This is a genomic window from Eubacterium sulci ATCC 35585, assembly GCA_001189495.1.
Lineage (GTDB): Bacteria > Bacillota > Clostridia > Peptostreptococcales > Anaerovoracaceae > Eubacterium_B > Eubacterium_B sulci.
In genome coordinates, this window is record CP012068.1 from 1,185,651 (window position 1) to 1,200,500 (window position 14,850).

The 14,850-nt window shown below is 38.7% G+C and carries 16 protein-coding genes; 3 read left to right on the forward strand and 13 right to left on the reverse strand.

The features are described from left to right. Nucleotides 1-63: 63 nt before the first annotated feature. From ADJ67_05480 to ADJ67_05520, 9 genes are all read right to left on the reverse strand, one after another. Entirely contained in the window at nucleotides 64-609 is a 546-nt protein-coding gene (locus ADJ67_05480; protein ID AKT47137.1) for a hypothetical protein, read from the reverse strand. A gap of 9 nt (nucleotides 610-618) precedes the next feature. After that, on the reverse strand, nucleotides 619-1,281 hold the full coding sequence (locus ADJ67_05485; GenBank protein AKT47138.1) for a hypothetical protein: 663 nt from the start codon (nucleotides 1,279-1,281) through the stop codon (nucleotides 619-621). Nucleotides 1,282-1,340: 59 nt separating this feature from the next. After that, nucleotides 1,341-1,874 carry a hypoxanthine phosphoribosyltransferase gene (locus ADJ67_05490; protein AKT47139.1) on the reverse strand — a complete coding sequence of 178 codons (534 nt, stop codon included), beginning with the start codon at nucleotides 1,872-1,874 and terminating at the stop codon, nucleotides 1,341-1,343. A 78-nt stretch (nucleotides 1,875-1,952) separates the two neighbouring features. Beyond that, the gene (locus ADJ67_05495) at nucleotides 1,953-2,543 is read right to left on the reverse strand and encodes a GTP-binding protein (protein AKT47140.1); all 591 of its coding nucleotides are present in this window, start codon (nucleotides 2,541-2,543) and stop codon (nucleotides 1,953-1,955) included. Further along, on the reverse strand, nucleotides 2,543-4,876 hold the full coding sequence (locus ADJ67_05500; protein AKT47689.1) for a peptidase: 2,334 nt from the start codon (nucleotides 4,874-4,876) through the stop codon (nucleotides 2,543-2,545). The genes ADJ67_05495 and ADJ67_05500 overlap by 1 nt, the downstream gene beginning before the upstream one ends. A 137-nt stretch (nucleotides 4,877-5,013) precedes the next feature. Next, a complete protein-coding gene (locus ADJ67_05505; GenBank protein AKT47141.1) occupies nucleotides 5,014-6,267 on the reverse strand; it encodes an ATP-dependent protease in 1,254 nt (417 codons plus the stop codon). 12 nt (nucleotides 6,268-6,279) lie between these two features. Further along, nucleotides 6,280-6,858, reverse strand: a complete 579-nt coding sequence (locus tag ADJ67_05510; protein ID AKT47142.1) for a Clp protease — start codon at nucleotides 6,856-6,858, stop codon at nucleotides 6,280-6,282. A gap of 2 nt (nucleotides 6,859-6,860) precedes the next feature. Continuing rightward, nucleotides 6,861-8,210 carry a trigger factor gene (gene tig, locus ADJ67_05515; protein ID AKT47143.1) on the reverse strand — a complete coding sequence of 450 codons (1,350 nt, stop codon included), beginning with the start codon at nucleotides 8,208-8,210 and terminating at the stop codon, nucleotides 6,861-6,863. Nucleotides 8,211-8,326: 116 nt separating this feature from the next. After that, nucleotides 8,327-8,959 carry a hypothetical protein gene (locus ADJ67_05520; protein ID AKT47144.1) on the reverse strand — a complete coding sequence of 211 codons (633 nt, stop codon included), beginning with the start codon at nucleotides 8,957-8,959 and terminating at the stop codon, nucleotides 8,327-8,329. Between the two features lie 116 nt (nucleotides 8,960-9,075). Here ADJ67_05520 and ADJ67_05525 point away from each other — a divergent pair, with 116 nt between their 5' ends. After that, nucleotides 9,076-9,747 (forward strand): deoxyribose-phosphate aldolase, encoded by a 672-nt coding sequence (locus tag ADJ67_05525; GenBank protein AKT47145.1) that lies wholly within the window; start codon nucleotides 9,076-9,078, stop codon nucleotides 9,745-9,747. 58 nt (nucleotides 9,748-9,805) lie between these two features. Here ADJ67_05525 and ADJ67_05530 read toward each other — a convergent pair whose 3' ends face one another. Further along, nucleotides 9,806-11,158 carry a hypothetical protein gene (locus tag ADJ67_05530; GenBank protein ID AKT47146.1) on the reverse strand — a complete coding sequence of 451 codons (1,353 nt, stop codon included), beginning with the start codon at nucleotides 11,156-11,158 and terminating at the stop codon, nucleotides 9,806-9,808. A 127-nt stretch (nucleotides 11,159-11,285) separates the two neighbouring features. On the opposite strand from ADJ67_05530, the gene ADJ67_05535 reads away from it, so the two are divergent. Further along, nucleotides 11,286-11,891, forward strand: a complete 606-nt coding sequence (locus ADJ67_05535) for a hypothetical protein (GenBank protein AKT47147.1) — start codon at nucleotides 11,286-11,288, stop codon at nucleotides 11,889-11,891. Continuing rightward, entirely contained in the window at nucleotides 11,885-12,238 is a 354-nt protein-coding gene (locus ADJ67_05540) for a hypothetical protein (protein AKT47148.1), read from the forward strand. The genes ADJ67_05535 and ADJ67_05540 overlap by 7 nt, the downstream gene beginning before the upstream one ends. 65 nt (nucleotides 12,239-12,303) lie before the next feature. Here the strand turns inward: ADJ67_05540 and ADJ67_05545 are convergent, their stop codons facing one another. Genes ADJ67_05545 through ADJ67_05555 form a run of 3 tightly spaced genes read right to left on the reverse strand, consistent with a single transcriptional unit; the run spans nucleotide 12,304 to nucleotide 14,795 of the window. After that, on the reverse strand, nucleotides 12,304-12,810 hold the full coding sequence (locus ADJ67_05545; protein ID AKT47149.1) for a hypothetical protein: 507 nt from the start codon (nucleotides 12,808-12,810) through the stop codon (nucleotides 12,304-12,306). A 50-nt stretch (nucleotides 12,811-12,860) separates the two neighbouring features. Further along, on the reverse strand, nucleotides 12,861-13,394 hold the full coding sequence (locus ADJ67_05550; protein AKT47150.1) for a phosphopentomutase: 534 nt from the start codon (nucleotides 13,392-13,394) through the stop codon (nucleotides 12,861-12,863). Nucleotides 13,395-13,442: 48 nt separating this feature from the next. After that, a complete protein-coding gene (locus ADJ67_05555; protein AKT47151.1) occupies nucleotides 13,443-14,795 on the reverse strand; it encodes a hypothetical protein in 1,353 nt (450 codons plus the stop codon). Between the last annotated feature and the right edge of the window lie 55 nt (nucleotides 14,796-14,850).

The window sequence follows — 14,850 nt, forward strand, 5'->3', positions numbered from 1 at the left end:
TATTCCTTTCTCCTAGAAACTCCTAGGCCTCGAATTTTAGTTCTAATGCTTTTAATCAATGCTTTAGGCTTCGAAAAGCATATCGCCCCTTACCTCACTAGCTACATCATCATTCTTTAAAATTCTGATGAGTTCGCTTGCAAAATCGCTAGCATAGGCTGGTCCGCGACCTGTAATGATGTTGCCAGATACAACTACATTCTTCTTTACATACTCTGCATCTATAAGTTCACTCTCCATGCCATCGTAGATTGTCGCTTCATGACCTCCTAGAATCCTTGCCTTAGCAAGAGCCATAGGTCCTGCACATATTGCAGCTACATATCTTCCACTCTCAGCAAACTTTCTTAGTGCTGCTTTACAATCAAAGTGATTGCAGATATTTTCCACACCCTCGTAGCCTCCTGGAACTATGAGCATCTGACAGTTTTCGAAGTTACATTCCTCAAAGACGATGTCGGCCTCAACTCCAATCCCATGTGAGCCGTATACCATCTTTTCTCTCATTATCGATACCATCTTTATCTGTATTCCGGCGCGTCTTAACATATCGACAGTTGTTAGTGCCTCTATCTCCTCAAATCCATTCGCCAAAAAAATATACGTCATGATTTCTCCTTAATAAAAAATACGCTCATCCTTGATTAGCTTCTTGTTTATATAAACAAATATGCCTATCAAAATTACCATTATTATCGTTGCAAAGACCGATACGACCGCCTCAAACGGCGTTCCAATAAGCTCAATCAAAAGTGACTCCTTACCAGGGCTTACCCCAATGAGTAGCCTATATATGACTTTTCTTATCGCATCTACATTTAGACTAATTGCCATCACAATCTGCATAAGCACCGCTAGTGCAATGGCAACATTGTTTGTTCTTTTAAGCTTGCTTCTGCTACCGTTTTTTAGCAGATAAGCATAGCTAAAGATAGATGAAATTCCAAATAAGAAACATGCGATTGCGCTTATAGTCAGTATTTTCTTTGCTTTTCTCATTACCTCCACTTCTTTTTTCTCAAAGAGTGGATCATTAAACTTGCCGTTCTTTTCGTATACTTGGAATTCGCTTTTTAACGGTGAGTTGAGATATGAACAAATCTCACTAGAAAACTCTGTACCCGATGTCTTTGTGTTTAGGTTATATGTCACCTGCGAATCATTAAAATGGTAGGTATAGGTTTCAGGCACTCTAAGAATAGCATTATAGCTAAAAATCACGATAAAAAACGAAATACTTACGGCAAGAATAACATATAAAATATAATTAAGTTTTTTCAATATGCTCTCCATTCGTAAACTAAAAAACAGAGGGCAGGAATTACCCTGACCTCCATTCCCTAACCTTCTAAGTAACTAATATATGGAAGATTTCTATACTTTTGGTCATAGTCGAGCCCATAACCAACCACAAACAAATCCTCGACCTCAAAACCAACATAGTCAGCCTCTACATCAGCTTTTCTTCTTGCTGGTTTATCTAGCAATGTGCAAATCTTAATTGTCTTTGGATTTCTTGCGGATATGTACTCCTTGAGATACTTGAGTGTTGTTCCAGTATCAACAATGTCCTCGATTATGATGATGTTTTTATCAAAGAGGTTCATTCCGATATCCTTAGTAATCTTAACGACACCGCTACTTGTTGTAGCTGAACCATAGCTGCTTGCTGCAACAAAGTCAATCTTAGTGTCTAGCTTAATTTCCTTCATGATATCAGCCATCCACATGATAGCGCCCTTAAGCGTACCTATTAGGACAACCTCCTCACCCTTATAGTCTTTGTTTATCTGTTCGCCTATTTCCTTGGCTCTCTTAGTTATCTCTTTCTGTGTAAAGAGAACTGTTCCAATTGCATCCTGTTTTGCTTTCATAGCTTCCTCATTATATATATTTAAATAACATCTACGTCTACATATAATTTTATACTAAATGACTCAATATGTCACTAACTATTCTATGCCAAGTTCCTCAGCAATATAGTCAAGTAACACATCATGTCCAGTCTTCTTGAGCGCAGAAACTGGAACAATCTTATCTTCCTTACCAAGGTTTAGACTCTTTCTGATTATCGATAGATTTTTCTGCTTCTGATTTCCGGATATTTTGTCTGCCTTTGTGGCACAAACAAGTCCATCAAGTCCATAACTTCTTAGGTATTCATACATCTGAACATCTAGTTTTGATGGCTCGTGTCTAATATCGACAAGCTGAACTACCCTCTTAAGGTTTTTTCTCTGTTTAAAGAAATCATCCATCATTCTGTCCCAGTCAGCTGTAATACTCTTTGATACCTTAGCATAGCCATATCCAGGCAGGTCGACAAAGCGAAATGCATCGTTTATCAAATAGAAGTTAATCGTCCTTGTTTTTCCTGGGTTTCCGCTGACCCTCGCCAGACTCTTCCTGTTTGTTAACAGGTTGAGCAGCGAGGATTTTCCTACATTTGAGCGCCCTACAAATGCTATTTCATCAAGACTTGCATCTGGATACTGATTTGGTCTTACTGCGACCGCTTCCAATTCTGACCTGATAATTCTCATTACTTTTCTAACGCCTCCGGTAAGGCTTCCTTAGCATATTCTAGTCCCACAACCTTGAGGTTCTTTCTCACTGACTGTGGTATTTCCTCAAGATCCTTTACATTGTCCTTAGGAAGCAAAATAGTTCTTATTCCCGCTCTATAAGCAGCTAGAACCTTTTCTTTGATTCCGCCAACAGGAAGAACCTTTCCTGTCAGGGTAATCTCACCTGTCATTGCAACATCCTTGCGTACAGCTACCTTTGTCAAAGCAGACACAACTGATGTAAACATAGTTACACCTGCTGATGGTCCATCCTTTGGCACAGCGCCCTCTGGAACGTGAATGTGAATATCTTTGTTCTTATAGAAGTCATCCTCAATATCAAATTCCTTTGCAATTGATCTGATATAGCTAAGCCCTGTCTTTGCAGATTCCTGCATTACATCTCCAAGTTTACCAGTCAAAGAAATCTTACCTGTTCCATCGAGAATCAAAGTCTCTATCGATAGCGTCTCGCCACCTACAGCTGTCCATGCCATACCGTTAACTACACCGATTTCTCCAGCTCCTTCGATAATATCGTATCTAAACTTTCTCTGTCCGAGATACTTATCAAGGTTTCTTGGAGTTACTGAGTATGTCTTCTTTCCGCGAGTTACTGTCTGCATAGCTGCCTTACGGCAAACATCTGCAATTCTTCTCTCTAGGTTTCTTACACCAGACTCTCTTGTATAGTAGTTTATTATATCTCTGATAGCCTTCTCTGAGATATTTAAGCTATTTCTACGTAGGCCATGTTCCTTTTCTTGCTTAGGAATTAGGTATTTCTCAGAGATTTTTAGCTTCTCTTCCTCAGTATATCCGCTTACCTGGATAACCTCCATACGGTCTAGTAGAGGTCTTGGAATTGTGTCTAGCGAATTAGCTGTAGTTACGAATAGCACCTTTGATAAATCAAAAGGTATGTCTAGAAAGTGGTCTGTAAATGTCTTATTCTGCTCTGGATCAAGAACCTCTAGAAGTGCTGACGAAGGATCACCCTTATAATCCGCACCTAGCTTATCGATTTCATCAAAGAGGAATAATGGATTATTAACACCACTATCTTTGATACTTGTGATAATTCTTCCTGGAATTGCACCAATGTATGTACGTCTATGTCCACGAATCTCAGCTTCGTCTCTAACTCCACCAAGTGACATACGAATAAACTCTCTTCCTGTAGCCTTAGCAATCGATCTTGCAACTGATGTCTTTCCTGTTCCTGGAGGGCCTACTAGGCAGAGGATAGGGCCTTTGATTCCTTTTGATAAATGAATTACCGCTAGATACTCTAGCACCCTCTCCTTAACAGACTTCAGTCCGTAGTGATCCTGCTCAAGTGTCTTTTCGGCCTTTGCTATGTTAATGTTAACCTTAGATGCCTTATCCCACGGAAGCTCAATAATTGTCTCAACATAGTTTCTAATAACTGCACTCTCAGCAGATGATGGTGCCATCTTTGTAAATCGTTTGATTTCCTTGCGAACCTTAGCATCTATCTTCTCATCAAGTTTGAGTTCATCTAGTTTCTTTAGCCATTCATCAGCTTCTTCTATTGCGTTTTCTTCTTCGCCAAGCTCTTCCTGAATGACCTTCATTCTTTCCTTAAGGAAGTAGTCCTTCTGATTCTTATCGACATTTTCCTTAACTTTACGAGCAAGCTCCTTCTCAACAGCAGCAATCTCGATTTCCTCACTTACGATAACAAGCAAAACCTCAAGGCGGTGTACAAAAGGTGTAGCCTCAAGTATGCGCTGTTTCTTTGCAACAGGAAGTACTAGCTCATTAGCTATATTATCAACTAGTGCTGATGGATTTGTTTCTGAAAGCACTTTATCAATTGATTCCTCGTTAAGTCGCTCTGAGAGAGCAGCGTACTCGATGAACTTCTCAGTTAGGATTCTAAGGTGTGCCTTTTCCTCAACATTGAGTACATCAGGATCAACCTCCTCGGGAAGCTCAAATACTGTGCAGGACATTAAAACATCCTCACTAACCACTCTACTTAGCTTTGCTCTGCAAACTCCACTAACTAGAACTCTGACAGCATCGCCGTTGATCTTAAGCATCTGCTTAACCTTAACGATACAGCCCATATCGTAAACATCAGAAAAAGTAGGAATCAAAACATTATCATCCTTCTGAGATGACACGAACATCATTCTGTCTCCCGCCATAGCCTTTTCCAATGCTCTTATTGATTTTTCTCTACCTATGTCAAAGTGAATAACTGTATTTGGGAAGATTGAAACTCCTCTAAGAGGAATGCAAGGATATACTTTCTCAACCTCATCTTCTTCCAAATCCATTATCACATCATTATCGTTTTCATATGTATCTATATTTTCAGCAAAGGTCTCTGCTGCAGTGTTTTTCTTGTCTTCCATAAAATTCTCCTTTCTAATAAATCAGGCGACAAAGAAGTCGCCTGGAATTTTACGAGATTTTAGTCAATCATTTCTATCAGCTTAGGCTCATTACCATTATTGACAGTTTCCTCTGTAACTATACATTTTGATACATTTTCGCGTGACGGAATCTCATACATAACCTCATTCATTATCTTCTCAAAGATACTTCTAAGACCACGCGCTCCCGTCTTTCTCTCTATCGCCTTGTGTGCAATAGCGTCTATTGCATCATCCGTCATCTCTAATTCGACGCCATCGAGCTCAAATAGCTTCTCGTACTGTTTAACAAGTGCATTCTTAGGCTCTGTCATAATCATCTTGAGAGCATCTACATCAAGCTCATCAAGAGTAACTATAACAGGAAGTCTACCAATGAATTCTGGAATTAGACCAAACTTCAGTAAATCCTCTGGCTCAAGATGTACAAGTGCCTTTTCGGTTTCTACCTCAACTCCCTTTTCTCCAGAATTAAAACCTATAACTTTCTCGCCAAGTCTTCTCTGGATCATTACATTAAGTCCATCAAAGGCTCCGCCACATATAAACAGTATATTTGTTGTATCGAGCTGTATAAACTCTTGGTGTGGATGCTTACGGCCTCCCTGTGGAGGGATATTTGCAACTGTGCCCTCTAAAATCTTTAAAAGTGCCTGCTGCACCCCTTCTCCGCTTACATCCCTTGTAATAGATGGATTGTCCGATTTTCTGGCGATTTTATCAATCTCATCTATATATATAATGCCTCTTTCGGCTTTCTTTGTATCGTAATCAGCTGCCTGAAGAAGTCTCAGTAGAATATTCTCAACATCCTCTCCTACATAGCCTGCCTCTGTTAGCGCCGTAGCGTCTGCAATTGCAAATGGAACATCTAATACCTTTGCAAGAGACTGAGCAATCAAAGTCTTACCAGAACCCGTAGGTCCAATCATAACGATGTTGCTCTTCTGTAGCTCTACCTCCGAATCATCTGCCTTTCCAAGCGCATTGATTCTCTTATAGTGATTATAAACTGCAACGGAAAGTGTCTTCTTTGCTCTATCCTGACCAACTACGTAATCCGATAGATACTCAAAAATCTCCTTTGGCTTTGGAAGCTCATCAAAAGATATATTTGAATCTCCACCGAAGACATCTTCCATTGGCATTTCATCTATCAATTCTGAACACATTTGTATACACTCATCACAAATGTATACTCCTGGTCCTGCTACTAAGCGCCTTACTTCGCTCTGTGGCTTTCCACAAAACGAGCAATGCAATTCGCCATTCTGTTCGTTTTTCTCTGTCATCTTTGTTCCTTACTATCTCCTTATAACCTCATCAACAAGGCCGTATTGCTTTGCCTCATCAGCGGTCATAAAATTATCCCTATCTGTGTCTTCTTCTACTTTCTCGAAGCTCTGACCTGTGTTTTCGCTAAGAATATTATTTAGCTTAGTCTTGGTCTTAGTTATCCAATCCGCATGGATTCTGATATCGCTTGCCTGACCTCTGGCTCCTCCAAGAGGTTGGTGTATCATAATCTCTGCATTTGGAAGGGCGAAACGCTTTCCCTTTGCTCCTGAAGAAAGAAGTACAGCTCCCATACTTGCAGCTAGCCCAACACAAATTGTTGAAACATCTGCCTTAATATAGTTCATGGTATCGAGTATAGCAAGTCCTGCTGTGACTGAACCACCTGGCGAGTTAATATAAAGGTTGATATCCTTTTCGCTATCTTCAGCATCGAGAAAGAGTAGTTGTGCTACTACAAGGTTAGCAACATGATCATCTATCTCGTCTCCGAGAAAGATGATTCTGTCCTTTAGCATTCTTGAGTATATATCGTAGCTTCTCTCGCCTCTACTTGTCTGTTCAATAACATAAGGTATCATTGCCATTCTTATTTATCCTTTCCTTCTTCGGACTTCTCTTCAGCCTTCTTTGCCTCAAGGTCTTTTGCCTTAACCAAAGTGATCTTAGCTTCGTTGTAAAGCATATCCATAACCTTTGTCAAAGCGATGTCCTTACGGAAGAATGCTAGATTTTCTTCTCCAAGCATCTTCTTGATGTTCTCTGGATCTGTGTTGTATGCTTCAGACATTCTCTGTAGTTCTTTATCTAGATCCTCGTCTGTAACTTCTACATTCTCAACGTCTCCGATAGATCTTAGAACGATTCTTGTAGCGACACGCTTCTCAGCTTCTGGCTTAATCTCATTACGGAAATCATCTAGAGTTGAACCTGTGAACTGTAGGTACTGCTGGATGTTTAGTCCCTGGTATCTCATCTGCTGCTCAAGTTCCTGGATCATTCTATCCATCTCGTCAGCTACCATTGTTGCAGGAGCCTCAATCTTGTTGTTCTCATATACCTGAGCGATTACCTTATCCTTAGCTTCGTTCTCGCACTGTAGCTTAACTGACTCTAGGATTCTTGCTCTTGCATCATCTCTAAGCTCAGCAAGTGTATCAAACTCGCTTACATCCTTAGCAAATTCATCATCAAGCTCTGGTAGTTCCTCAAACTTAACTTCGTGAACTGTGCACTTGAATGTTGCTTCCTTACCAGCAAGCTCCTTGGCCTGATACTCTTCAGGGAATGTAACGACTACATCCTTAGATTCTCCAGCCTTAACACCAATTAACTGCTCTTCAAATCCTGGAATGAACATTCCTGATCCAATCTTTAGTTCCTGGTTCTCAGCTGTTCCTCCCTGGAACTGCTCATCACCAACGAACCCAGCGTAGTCAAGAATTACTGTATCTCCATTCTCAACAGGTCTATCTGCTACAACCATACGTGAGTTTCTCTTACGCATAGCTTCGATATCTCTGTCAACGTCCTCTTCTGTAACCTCAGGGTCAACCTGTTCTACTTCAATTCCCTTGTAGTCCTTAACCTCAACTACTGGATAAACAGCAACATCGATTGTAACTGTTAGAGGCTTACCCTTACCAATCTCGCTGAAATCAGCCTGTGGTGAATCGATTACCTCTAGGTCAAGCTCATTAAGTGCTTCTGGATAAGCTGTCTGGAATAGGTTGTTGATTGCATCCTCAAAGAACACTCCCTCTCCAAAGTGCTTTTCGATAATGCTACGTGGAGCCTTACCCTTTCTAAATCCATCGATATTGAACTTATCCTTGCTATCCTGATATGCTTTTACAACAGCTGCTTCAAATTCCTCTGCTGTGAAGTCCATAGTGAATTTTGCTCTGTTGTTTTCCTTTGAAATTAATGTTGCTTTCATTTAAGTGCGTCCTCCAATATTACCATCATTATTATCTTATAATATTTAACTAATTTAGCATTTTATTTTATCATTTATGCGCCATAAAGTAAAGGTTTATAAGCCATTTCACTCAATTATACCCTATTTTTGTCGACTAAATCCAAGCCTTGCTTGAATTTACTATGATTTTCTGGTGAAATTTTGAATTTATTTGATATATATTCCCCTAATTCCTTAAGTTCATCGTTTGAACCCGAAAAAAGTTCTATTTCTAATTCATTAATTTGCTTAGTTTTGCCCCTGCAGCTTATATTTCCATTATCTACAGAAAGCTCAAAAATTCCTGTACCCGTATCCAGTCTCACAGCCCTTCTCACAAAGCTCATTTCCATCATCAAAACAAGTTCCTTACCTAGGACCGCAGACTCAAGCTTCTCATAAATATCGCTTTCCGAAAATACGCAGATATTTGGATTGTCAAAATGTCCTCTATCACTAAGTGGCACATTTATCTCCTCACGTGCGTGAAGTCCATCTATACTCACTCCGTCCCACTTGAGCGTAGCCATTAGCTTATCACCCTCTTCCCTGACCCTAAATACTATTCCTTTTGAACTAAGGCTAGCATCTTCGGTATCAAAGTAAGCAGCATGCATCTTGATAGTCTTCTCTGATCCAGGATCTGTCATAGCAAATATCCTTGCGTCGCTAAATATGGCTTCAGCCTCTGACGCATCGTTAAGTCTATATTTCAATTCTATTTCCATAGTAATCACTCCAAATCTACATCTAGCACATACATCATGTGCCAAATTACTTATATCAGTGGATACCCTAAACATGTTATAATAAATCAAAACGAGTAATTGTTTAGGAGTCAAATATGAATTTAAACGAATATATCGATCACACCATCCTTTCCGCTGATGCAACAAGCATCAAAGTCAGCGAACTGTGCGATCAAGCCAAAAAATATGATTTCTACTGCGTATGTGTAAATCCTTGCTATATAAGCCTAGCAAAACAGTCACTTGAAGGCAGTAATGTAAAGATTGCTACAGTAGTAGGCTTTCCTCTAGGAATGACCACTAGTAACAATAAGCTTGCAGAATGTATAGAAGCCATAGAAAATGGCGCATCCGAAATCGATATGGTCATAAATATCGGTGAATTAAAGGCTAGTAACTACGATTATGTAAGTAAAGAAATTTACATACTTGCAAAAGCATGCCACGAAAAATCTGCCATACTCAAGGTTATCATTGAAACTGCCCTACTTACAGAAGATGAAATCATCAAAGTCAGCGAAATCTGTTGCGAAAATAACGCAGACTTTATAAAGACATCAACTGGTTTTTCAACAAGAGGCGCAAATATACACGACATAGAAATAATCAAGGAAACCATCTTGCGTTTAGGCAAGAACCTAAAGATTAAAGCCTCTGGCGGAATTAGAGACCTAGACTTTGCCCTTGCTCTAATAGATGCTGGTGCAGATAGACTAGGCACTAGCAGTGGTGTCAAAATCATACAAGAATATAGAGCAAGACAGTAAACTATATAAGCTTATAAAAAAGAGATTAGGTATTCTCCTAATCTCTTTTATCATGCCTTTATGGATTAGTTGGCTGTACCGGCTGAACTGGTTGCACTGGTTGCACTGGCTGAGTCTGTCCTTGATTTTGATCTGGCTGCTGTGGCTGCTGTGGCTGCGTGTTCTGCTCGTTCCCACTCTGATTTCCGCTTTGGTTTTCTCCACTATTTTGCGAATAATTGTTCTGTGTCTGCTGTGAATTATTGGATTCTGGTTCAAGAATATCCGTATTATTTGTCGGATTGTTAATAACAGCATTCGGATCAACAACAGACTGTCCTGATGATAATCCAGCATCATTTGCAATCTGCGCGCTTATCTCAAGAACGCTCTTGCTTGGCTTATACTTCTTATTCTTAAACACCTTCTTATGCAGCTCTATTACATCATTCTCAAGGTCTGCCGGGAATACATATGCAGCGCCATTTAGATATCCCGTGGTTATTGTATATGGGAATCCCTTGCTACCCTTAATGTTGAAGTCCTTTAGCTTATATCCAAAGGTTAGAATATCTGAGTTGCTGAGGTTTGTTCTAATCTGTGGCATGGTTGCATCGATGAGGTTATCTATCTTGAGGAAGCTCTGCTTCTTAACCTTGGTCAAAAGCTTCTTGATAACAGTTCTCATTCGCTCAGTTCTCTTAAAGTCGTCGCCTACACCCTTACGGATTCTTCCGTAGGCAACAGCCTGAGGTCCTGTCAGCTTCTGAGGTCCTGCCTCGCTAACCATGTTGTAATTCTCAGTTCCGATAATTAGTGCAGTCTCATACGTATACTTATTCAGCTCATCTATCTCATAGTCCTTAACATCGATATTTATACCATCGACTTCCTCGACAACATCTGAAACTGCCTTAAAATTGAACAATACATACTTCTTGATATTCAAATCTAGCGCCTGATTAACGGTCTTCATCATCTCCTTAGGACCACCATTTGCAAAAGCGTGATTTATCTTATCATAATAGTTTTCATCACCTAGCTTCAAATAAGTGTCTCTGTAGATAGATGTCAGGTAAACCTTACCTGTTTTTTCCTCTATACTTGCTATGATTATAGCATCAGCTCTCGCATCCTTATAATCAGATATGTCTCTTGAATCTATACCAATGAGAAGGATGTTTACATATCCATCAACATCAACGCACGATAGTTCCTTATCTGTATAGTTCTCGACCTTATCTCTCTTAATCTTGTTCAGCTTGCTATATATATAACCGTAACCTACTCCGACTACGATCATAGCGATTATCAAAATTACTATTATTATCTTATGGTAAAGCTTGAGACGACCTTTTTTCTTAACCTTGCCTGCAATATCTGTAACTGCAGCGGCTTCTTTCTGTCGCCTTTTCTTGTCCATTCTGCTCATATTTAACTCCTCCAAAGCGATAAGTCATTATATCACAAATGCAAAATGATGTAAATCATTCCCCAAACGCCAGATATGATATATAATAATATGATACACAGATAAATTCCTTTTATATGGAGAACAAATGAAAAATCAAGAGCAAGCTAATAAAAGAATCATACTTGCATCGGCTTCTCCTCGAAGAGTCGAGCTTCTATCAAAGCTAGTTCCAAGCTTTGATATACTTCCTACTAATGCAGATGAAAATACGAGCGGAATCTCCTCTGCAAAGGATCTTGTAATGTTTCTTGCCCTAAAGAAATGCCAGTACTGCCTTGAGCATAATGATATAGACAAAAACAGCCTTATTATCAGTGCAGATACTGTCGTATATTGTGATAAGGTTCTAGGAAAACCTGAGAGCAAGGATGACGCACGCAAGATGATAGAATCAATCTCCGGAAGAATCCACAGCGTCTACACTGGAGTTGCCATCTACGATGCGATTTCAGAGCGCTTTGATGTATTTTACGACAGGTCGGATGTGACCGTAAAACGCCTTTCTGCGGCGCAGATTGAAAAATATATACAAAGTGACGAACCATACGATAAAGCAGGTTCATACGCTATTCAGGGCGCTTTTGGGCAGTATATAGAATCAATAAGCGGAAGCTACGAAAATATCGTCGGTCTTCCAACTCAAAAGCTCGTCAAACATCTCATCAATTTTGGAGGTATTAACTTATGCTAAAAGATGGCATTGTCTTTAAAGATGGTGGTGATAGAATAGTCGTTAATCAGTATAGCTTCTGTGAATTGATTAAACACCTATTGTCTCATTATGTAGGTATCTCATACGAAATTGCATCTGAAACTGTATCTCAATCTCATCTTGCAAAACCTGTTTCAAATGCAATAGAAGCCGTATTACTAAGCCATGAATATCCTTACTATTGGGCAATGAAGCTTTATTACGGAAACATGTATTGGGAAAAAGGGATCCCGGCGCAGCCAAGTGACATGAAAGCATACTTTGAACTTGAAAATAGTATAAAAGATAATTATAAATTGAATGATCCCTTCATTTTATTTTTATAAAGAAAAGACAGAAAATCTACTAGATCTACTGTCTTTTAAATGCTGTATGATTAATTATAAGTGAATTAACTTTCATGGGCTACATAGTATGGCTGTTTATCTAAATTAAAACGAATAACCATAAGTTCATCTGTTAATTCAGTATCAAAACTTAAATCCATAATAAAAGCCTGTTCCTCTGTTTTATTATCAATAATACTTCCAAAACGAACAGCTTCTAAATATTCTACCATCTCTGCAAATGTCATTGTGTCTATATCACTTGACGGAAATATCTCTGATAGAGTATCCTCATCCATCTCATCTCTATGATATTCCATGAAATATGATACCGTGCCGTAATCCTCGTTTTCCTCGCCCGCGAGAATCTTTTTTAAAAAGTCTTTTGCTGATATTACAAATGTATCAACTTCATCTAGGGCCTCGGCTACATTATTCATAGCCTCTTCATCTAAAGTCAAATCTTCCTCTACATCAAAGTAAAATGAACCTCCAAATTCCTCTGGTGCTAGAAAAATTTCTTCACCTTTCTCGTACTCAATATCTGGATAATTATTGCTCTTTAAATTCATTTAAATCTCCTTGTTTTATTACAAACCTAATATATAACTATGCATAGATTTTAGATAAATTCTGCTATCTTTTCAAATGTTTTCCCATTTCGAATCGTGATTTCCTTGTAAAAATCCTGTTTGATTAGTTTTTTATGGTAGGTAGTTTTTAGATATTCTGACTCATCGTATTTTCCCCAAAATATCGCGTTCTTACCCACATATATTATTTCATTATAGAAATTTTCTTTATTTAGAAAGTCAATAATGTTTGATGTATCTAGGCCACACGAAAAGAACAAAACGTCCCTTCTAGCTAGATTTTCATACCACCAATTAGGCAAACTCGCCCTCTCTTCTAAATACTCATCTTTAGTCATTAAAGCAAAAGGAATAGAAAAGTTATAATTAGTATCTAACACTTGTCTTATCTTTGATATGCAGCTTTCACGCTTCTGAAAACTCGTAAAAAAAAGATTTCCACTGTTGATATATGAATCAATATCTTCAAAACCTGATGTAAGCAACATGTTTTTCAATTCACTCATGGAAACCTTATTCTTCCCACCAACATTTACACCGCGAAGTAAAAGTATATATCTCAACCACTTACCTCCGTTAACTCTATTTATATACATAAACCATATTACAGCCTATGTCAAAATATTAATCCATTTACGGCTCTTATACCTTGGATAACAAACTAGTATTCGAATTACATCACCTAAGTCTACGAAAATTAAAGCCACAGGAAGACTAACATGAAAGGCCATTACGCTTATATAAGCTAGTGGAAGGCTTATTAGGAGATTACAGAATATCTCTATCTTCATACAAAATACCGTATCTCCACCCGCTCTCAGAATGCCAACAATAAACATATATGCAGTCATCTTTGGCGTAATCAAAATCGCTTCAACTATAATCGTCTTAATCAAAAGATCCATGGTTTCAGCATTGAAGGCATATATACTTGCTATACGACTACTTATCAAAATCAGAAAAGCAGTTATTACAATATTAAATACTATTGTTGTAATAAGTGAAAGCCTTCCAAAATACTGAGCCTTTTCCTTATTTCTCTGTCCAAGACCCTCTCCAATTATCACAGCAGTTGAGTTTCCAAGTCCAAAATATAGCGATTGCAAAACACTTGCAATTACATTTGCAACCTGAGCTACTGCAAGTGCTGAAGTTCCTAGTTTTCCGTAGGCAGCCAAAATTAGTGCAAATGACATAGCCCAGCTTCCCTCAGTTGCAACAACGGGAAGAGCTGTTCTCATAACCCTAAAGAAAAGAGCCCTATCAAAAGAAAATAAATTTCCTATGCTCGCATGTAAAGGATGTGCCTTGTCAAAAATCAAGTATGCCAAAAGCACAGTAAATTCAGAGACCCTTGCTATAAGTGTTGCAATAGCTGCACCTTCAACTCCTAGAGCCGGAAGACCAAGTTTGCCAAATATCAAAATATAGTTAAGACTTGCGTTCATGAAAAACGCAATAAAGCTTATAAAGGTTGGAAACTTGAGATTTTGGACAGCTCTGCAGTTATATGAAATGGCCATTGATATTGTACCAAATAAGTACGAAATGCATACTATTCTAAGATACCTAGCTCCTATCTCTATTACCTTAGGACTAGATGAAAATACATTTATTATATGTGGCGCAAAAATATAGCTTGCAAGACTTACAAGCACAGCAAGCAAGGCTCCAACAAAGTAGTCAATTCCAACCATCTTATGCACGCCATCTAGATTCTTAGCGCCCCAATATTGCGCAGTAAAAACAGCTGCTCCGCTAAAAAGCCCAAACATCGTCACAGTAAAAACAAAATAAACTTGATTTGCTGCCCCGACTGCTGCGACCTCGTTCTCTCCGAGCCTGCCAATCATTATCGTATCTAGCAAATTAAGGCTTATACTAATCAGATTTTGGAGTACTACTGGGATTCCAATCATTAGTACCTTATGAAAATATATCCTTCTTGTCTCAATGATATCCATTTAATCCTCCGTTATAAATGATATAGTATCACAAGCCCTAGTCAAAAAACAACAG

Excerpts from the sequence above, each read along its gene's own strand:
- ADJ67_05480 (AKT47137.1), bottom strand. The coding sequence starts at position 609 with ATGACGTATATTTTTTTGGCGAATGGATTTGAGGAGATAGAGGCACTA.
- ADJ67_05490 (AKT47139.1), bottom strand. The coding sequence starts at position 1,874 with ATGAAAGCAAAACAGGATGCAATTGGAACAGTTCTCTTTACACAGAAA.
- ADJ67_05495 (AKT47140.1), bottom strand. The coding sequence starts at position 2,543 with ATGAGAATTATCAGGTCAGAATTGGAAGCGGTCGCAGTAAGACCAAAT.
- ADJ67_05500 (AKT47689.1), bottom strand. The coding sequence starts at position 4,876 with ATGGATTTGGAAGAAGATGAGGTTGAGAAAGTATATCCTTGCATTCCT.
- ADJ67_05505 (AKT47141.1), bottom strand. The coding sequence starts at position 6,267 with ATGACAGAGAAAAACGAACAGAATGGCGAATTGCATTGCTCGTTTTGT.
- ADJ67_05510 (AKT47142.1), bottom strand. The coding sequence starts at position 6,858 with ATGGCAATGATACCTTATGTTATTGAACAGACAAGTAGAGGCGAGAGA.
- tig (AKT47143.1), bottom strand. The coding sequence starts at position 8,210 with ATGAAAGCAACATTAATTTCAAAGGAAAACAACAGAGCAAAATTCACT.
- ADJ67_05520 (AKT47144.1), bottom strand. The coding sequence starts at position 8,959 with ATGGAAATAGAATTGAAATATAGACTTAACGATGCGTCAGAGGCTGAA.
- ADJ67_05525 (AKT47145.1), top strand. The coding sequence starts at position 9,076 with ATGAATTTAAACGAATATATCGATCACACCATCCTTTCCGCTGATGCA.
- ADJ67_05530 (AKT47146.1), bottom strand. The coding sequence starts at position 11,158 with ATGAGCAGAATGGACAAGAAAAGGCGACAGAAAGAAGCCGCTGCAGTT.
- ADJ67_05535 (AKT47147.1), top strand. The coding sequence starts at position 11,286 with ATGAAAAATCAAGAGCAAGCTAATAAAAGAATCATACTTGCATCGGCT.
- ADJ67_05540 (AKT47148.1), top strand. The coding sequence starts at position 11,885 with ATGCTAAAAGATGGCATTGTCTTTAAAGATGGTGGTGATAGAATAGTC.
- ADJ67_05545 (AKT47149.1), bottom strand. The coding sequence starts at position 12,810 with ATGAATTTAAAGAGCAATAATTATCCAGATATTGAGTACGAGAAAGGT.
- ADJ67_05555 (AKT47151.1), bottom strand. The coding sequence starts at position 14,795 with ATGGATATCATTGAGACAAGAAGGATATATTTTCATAAGGTACTAATG.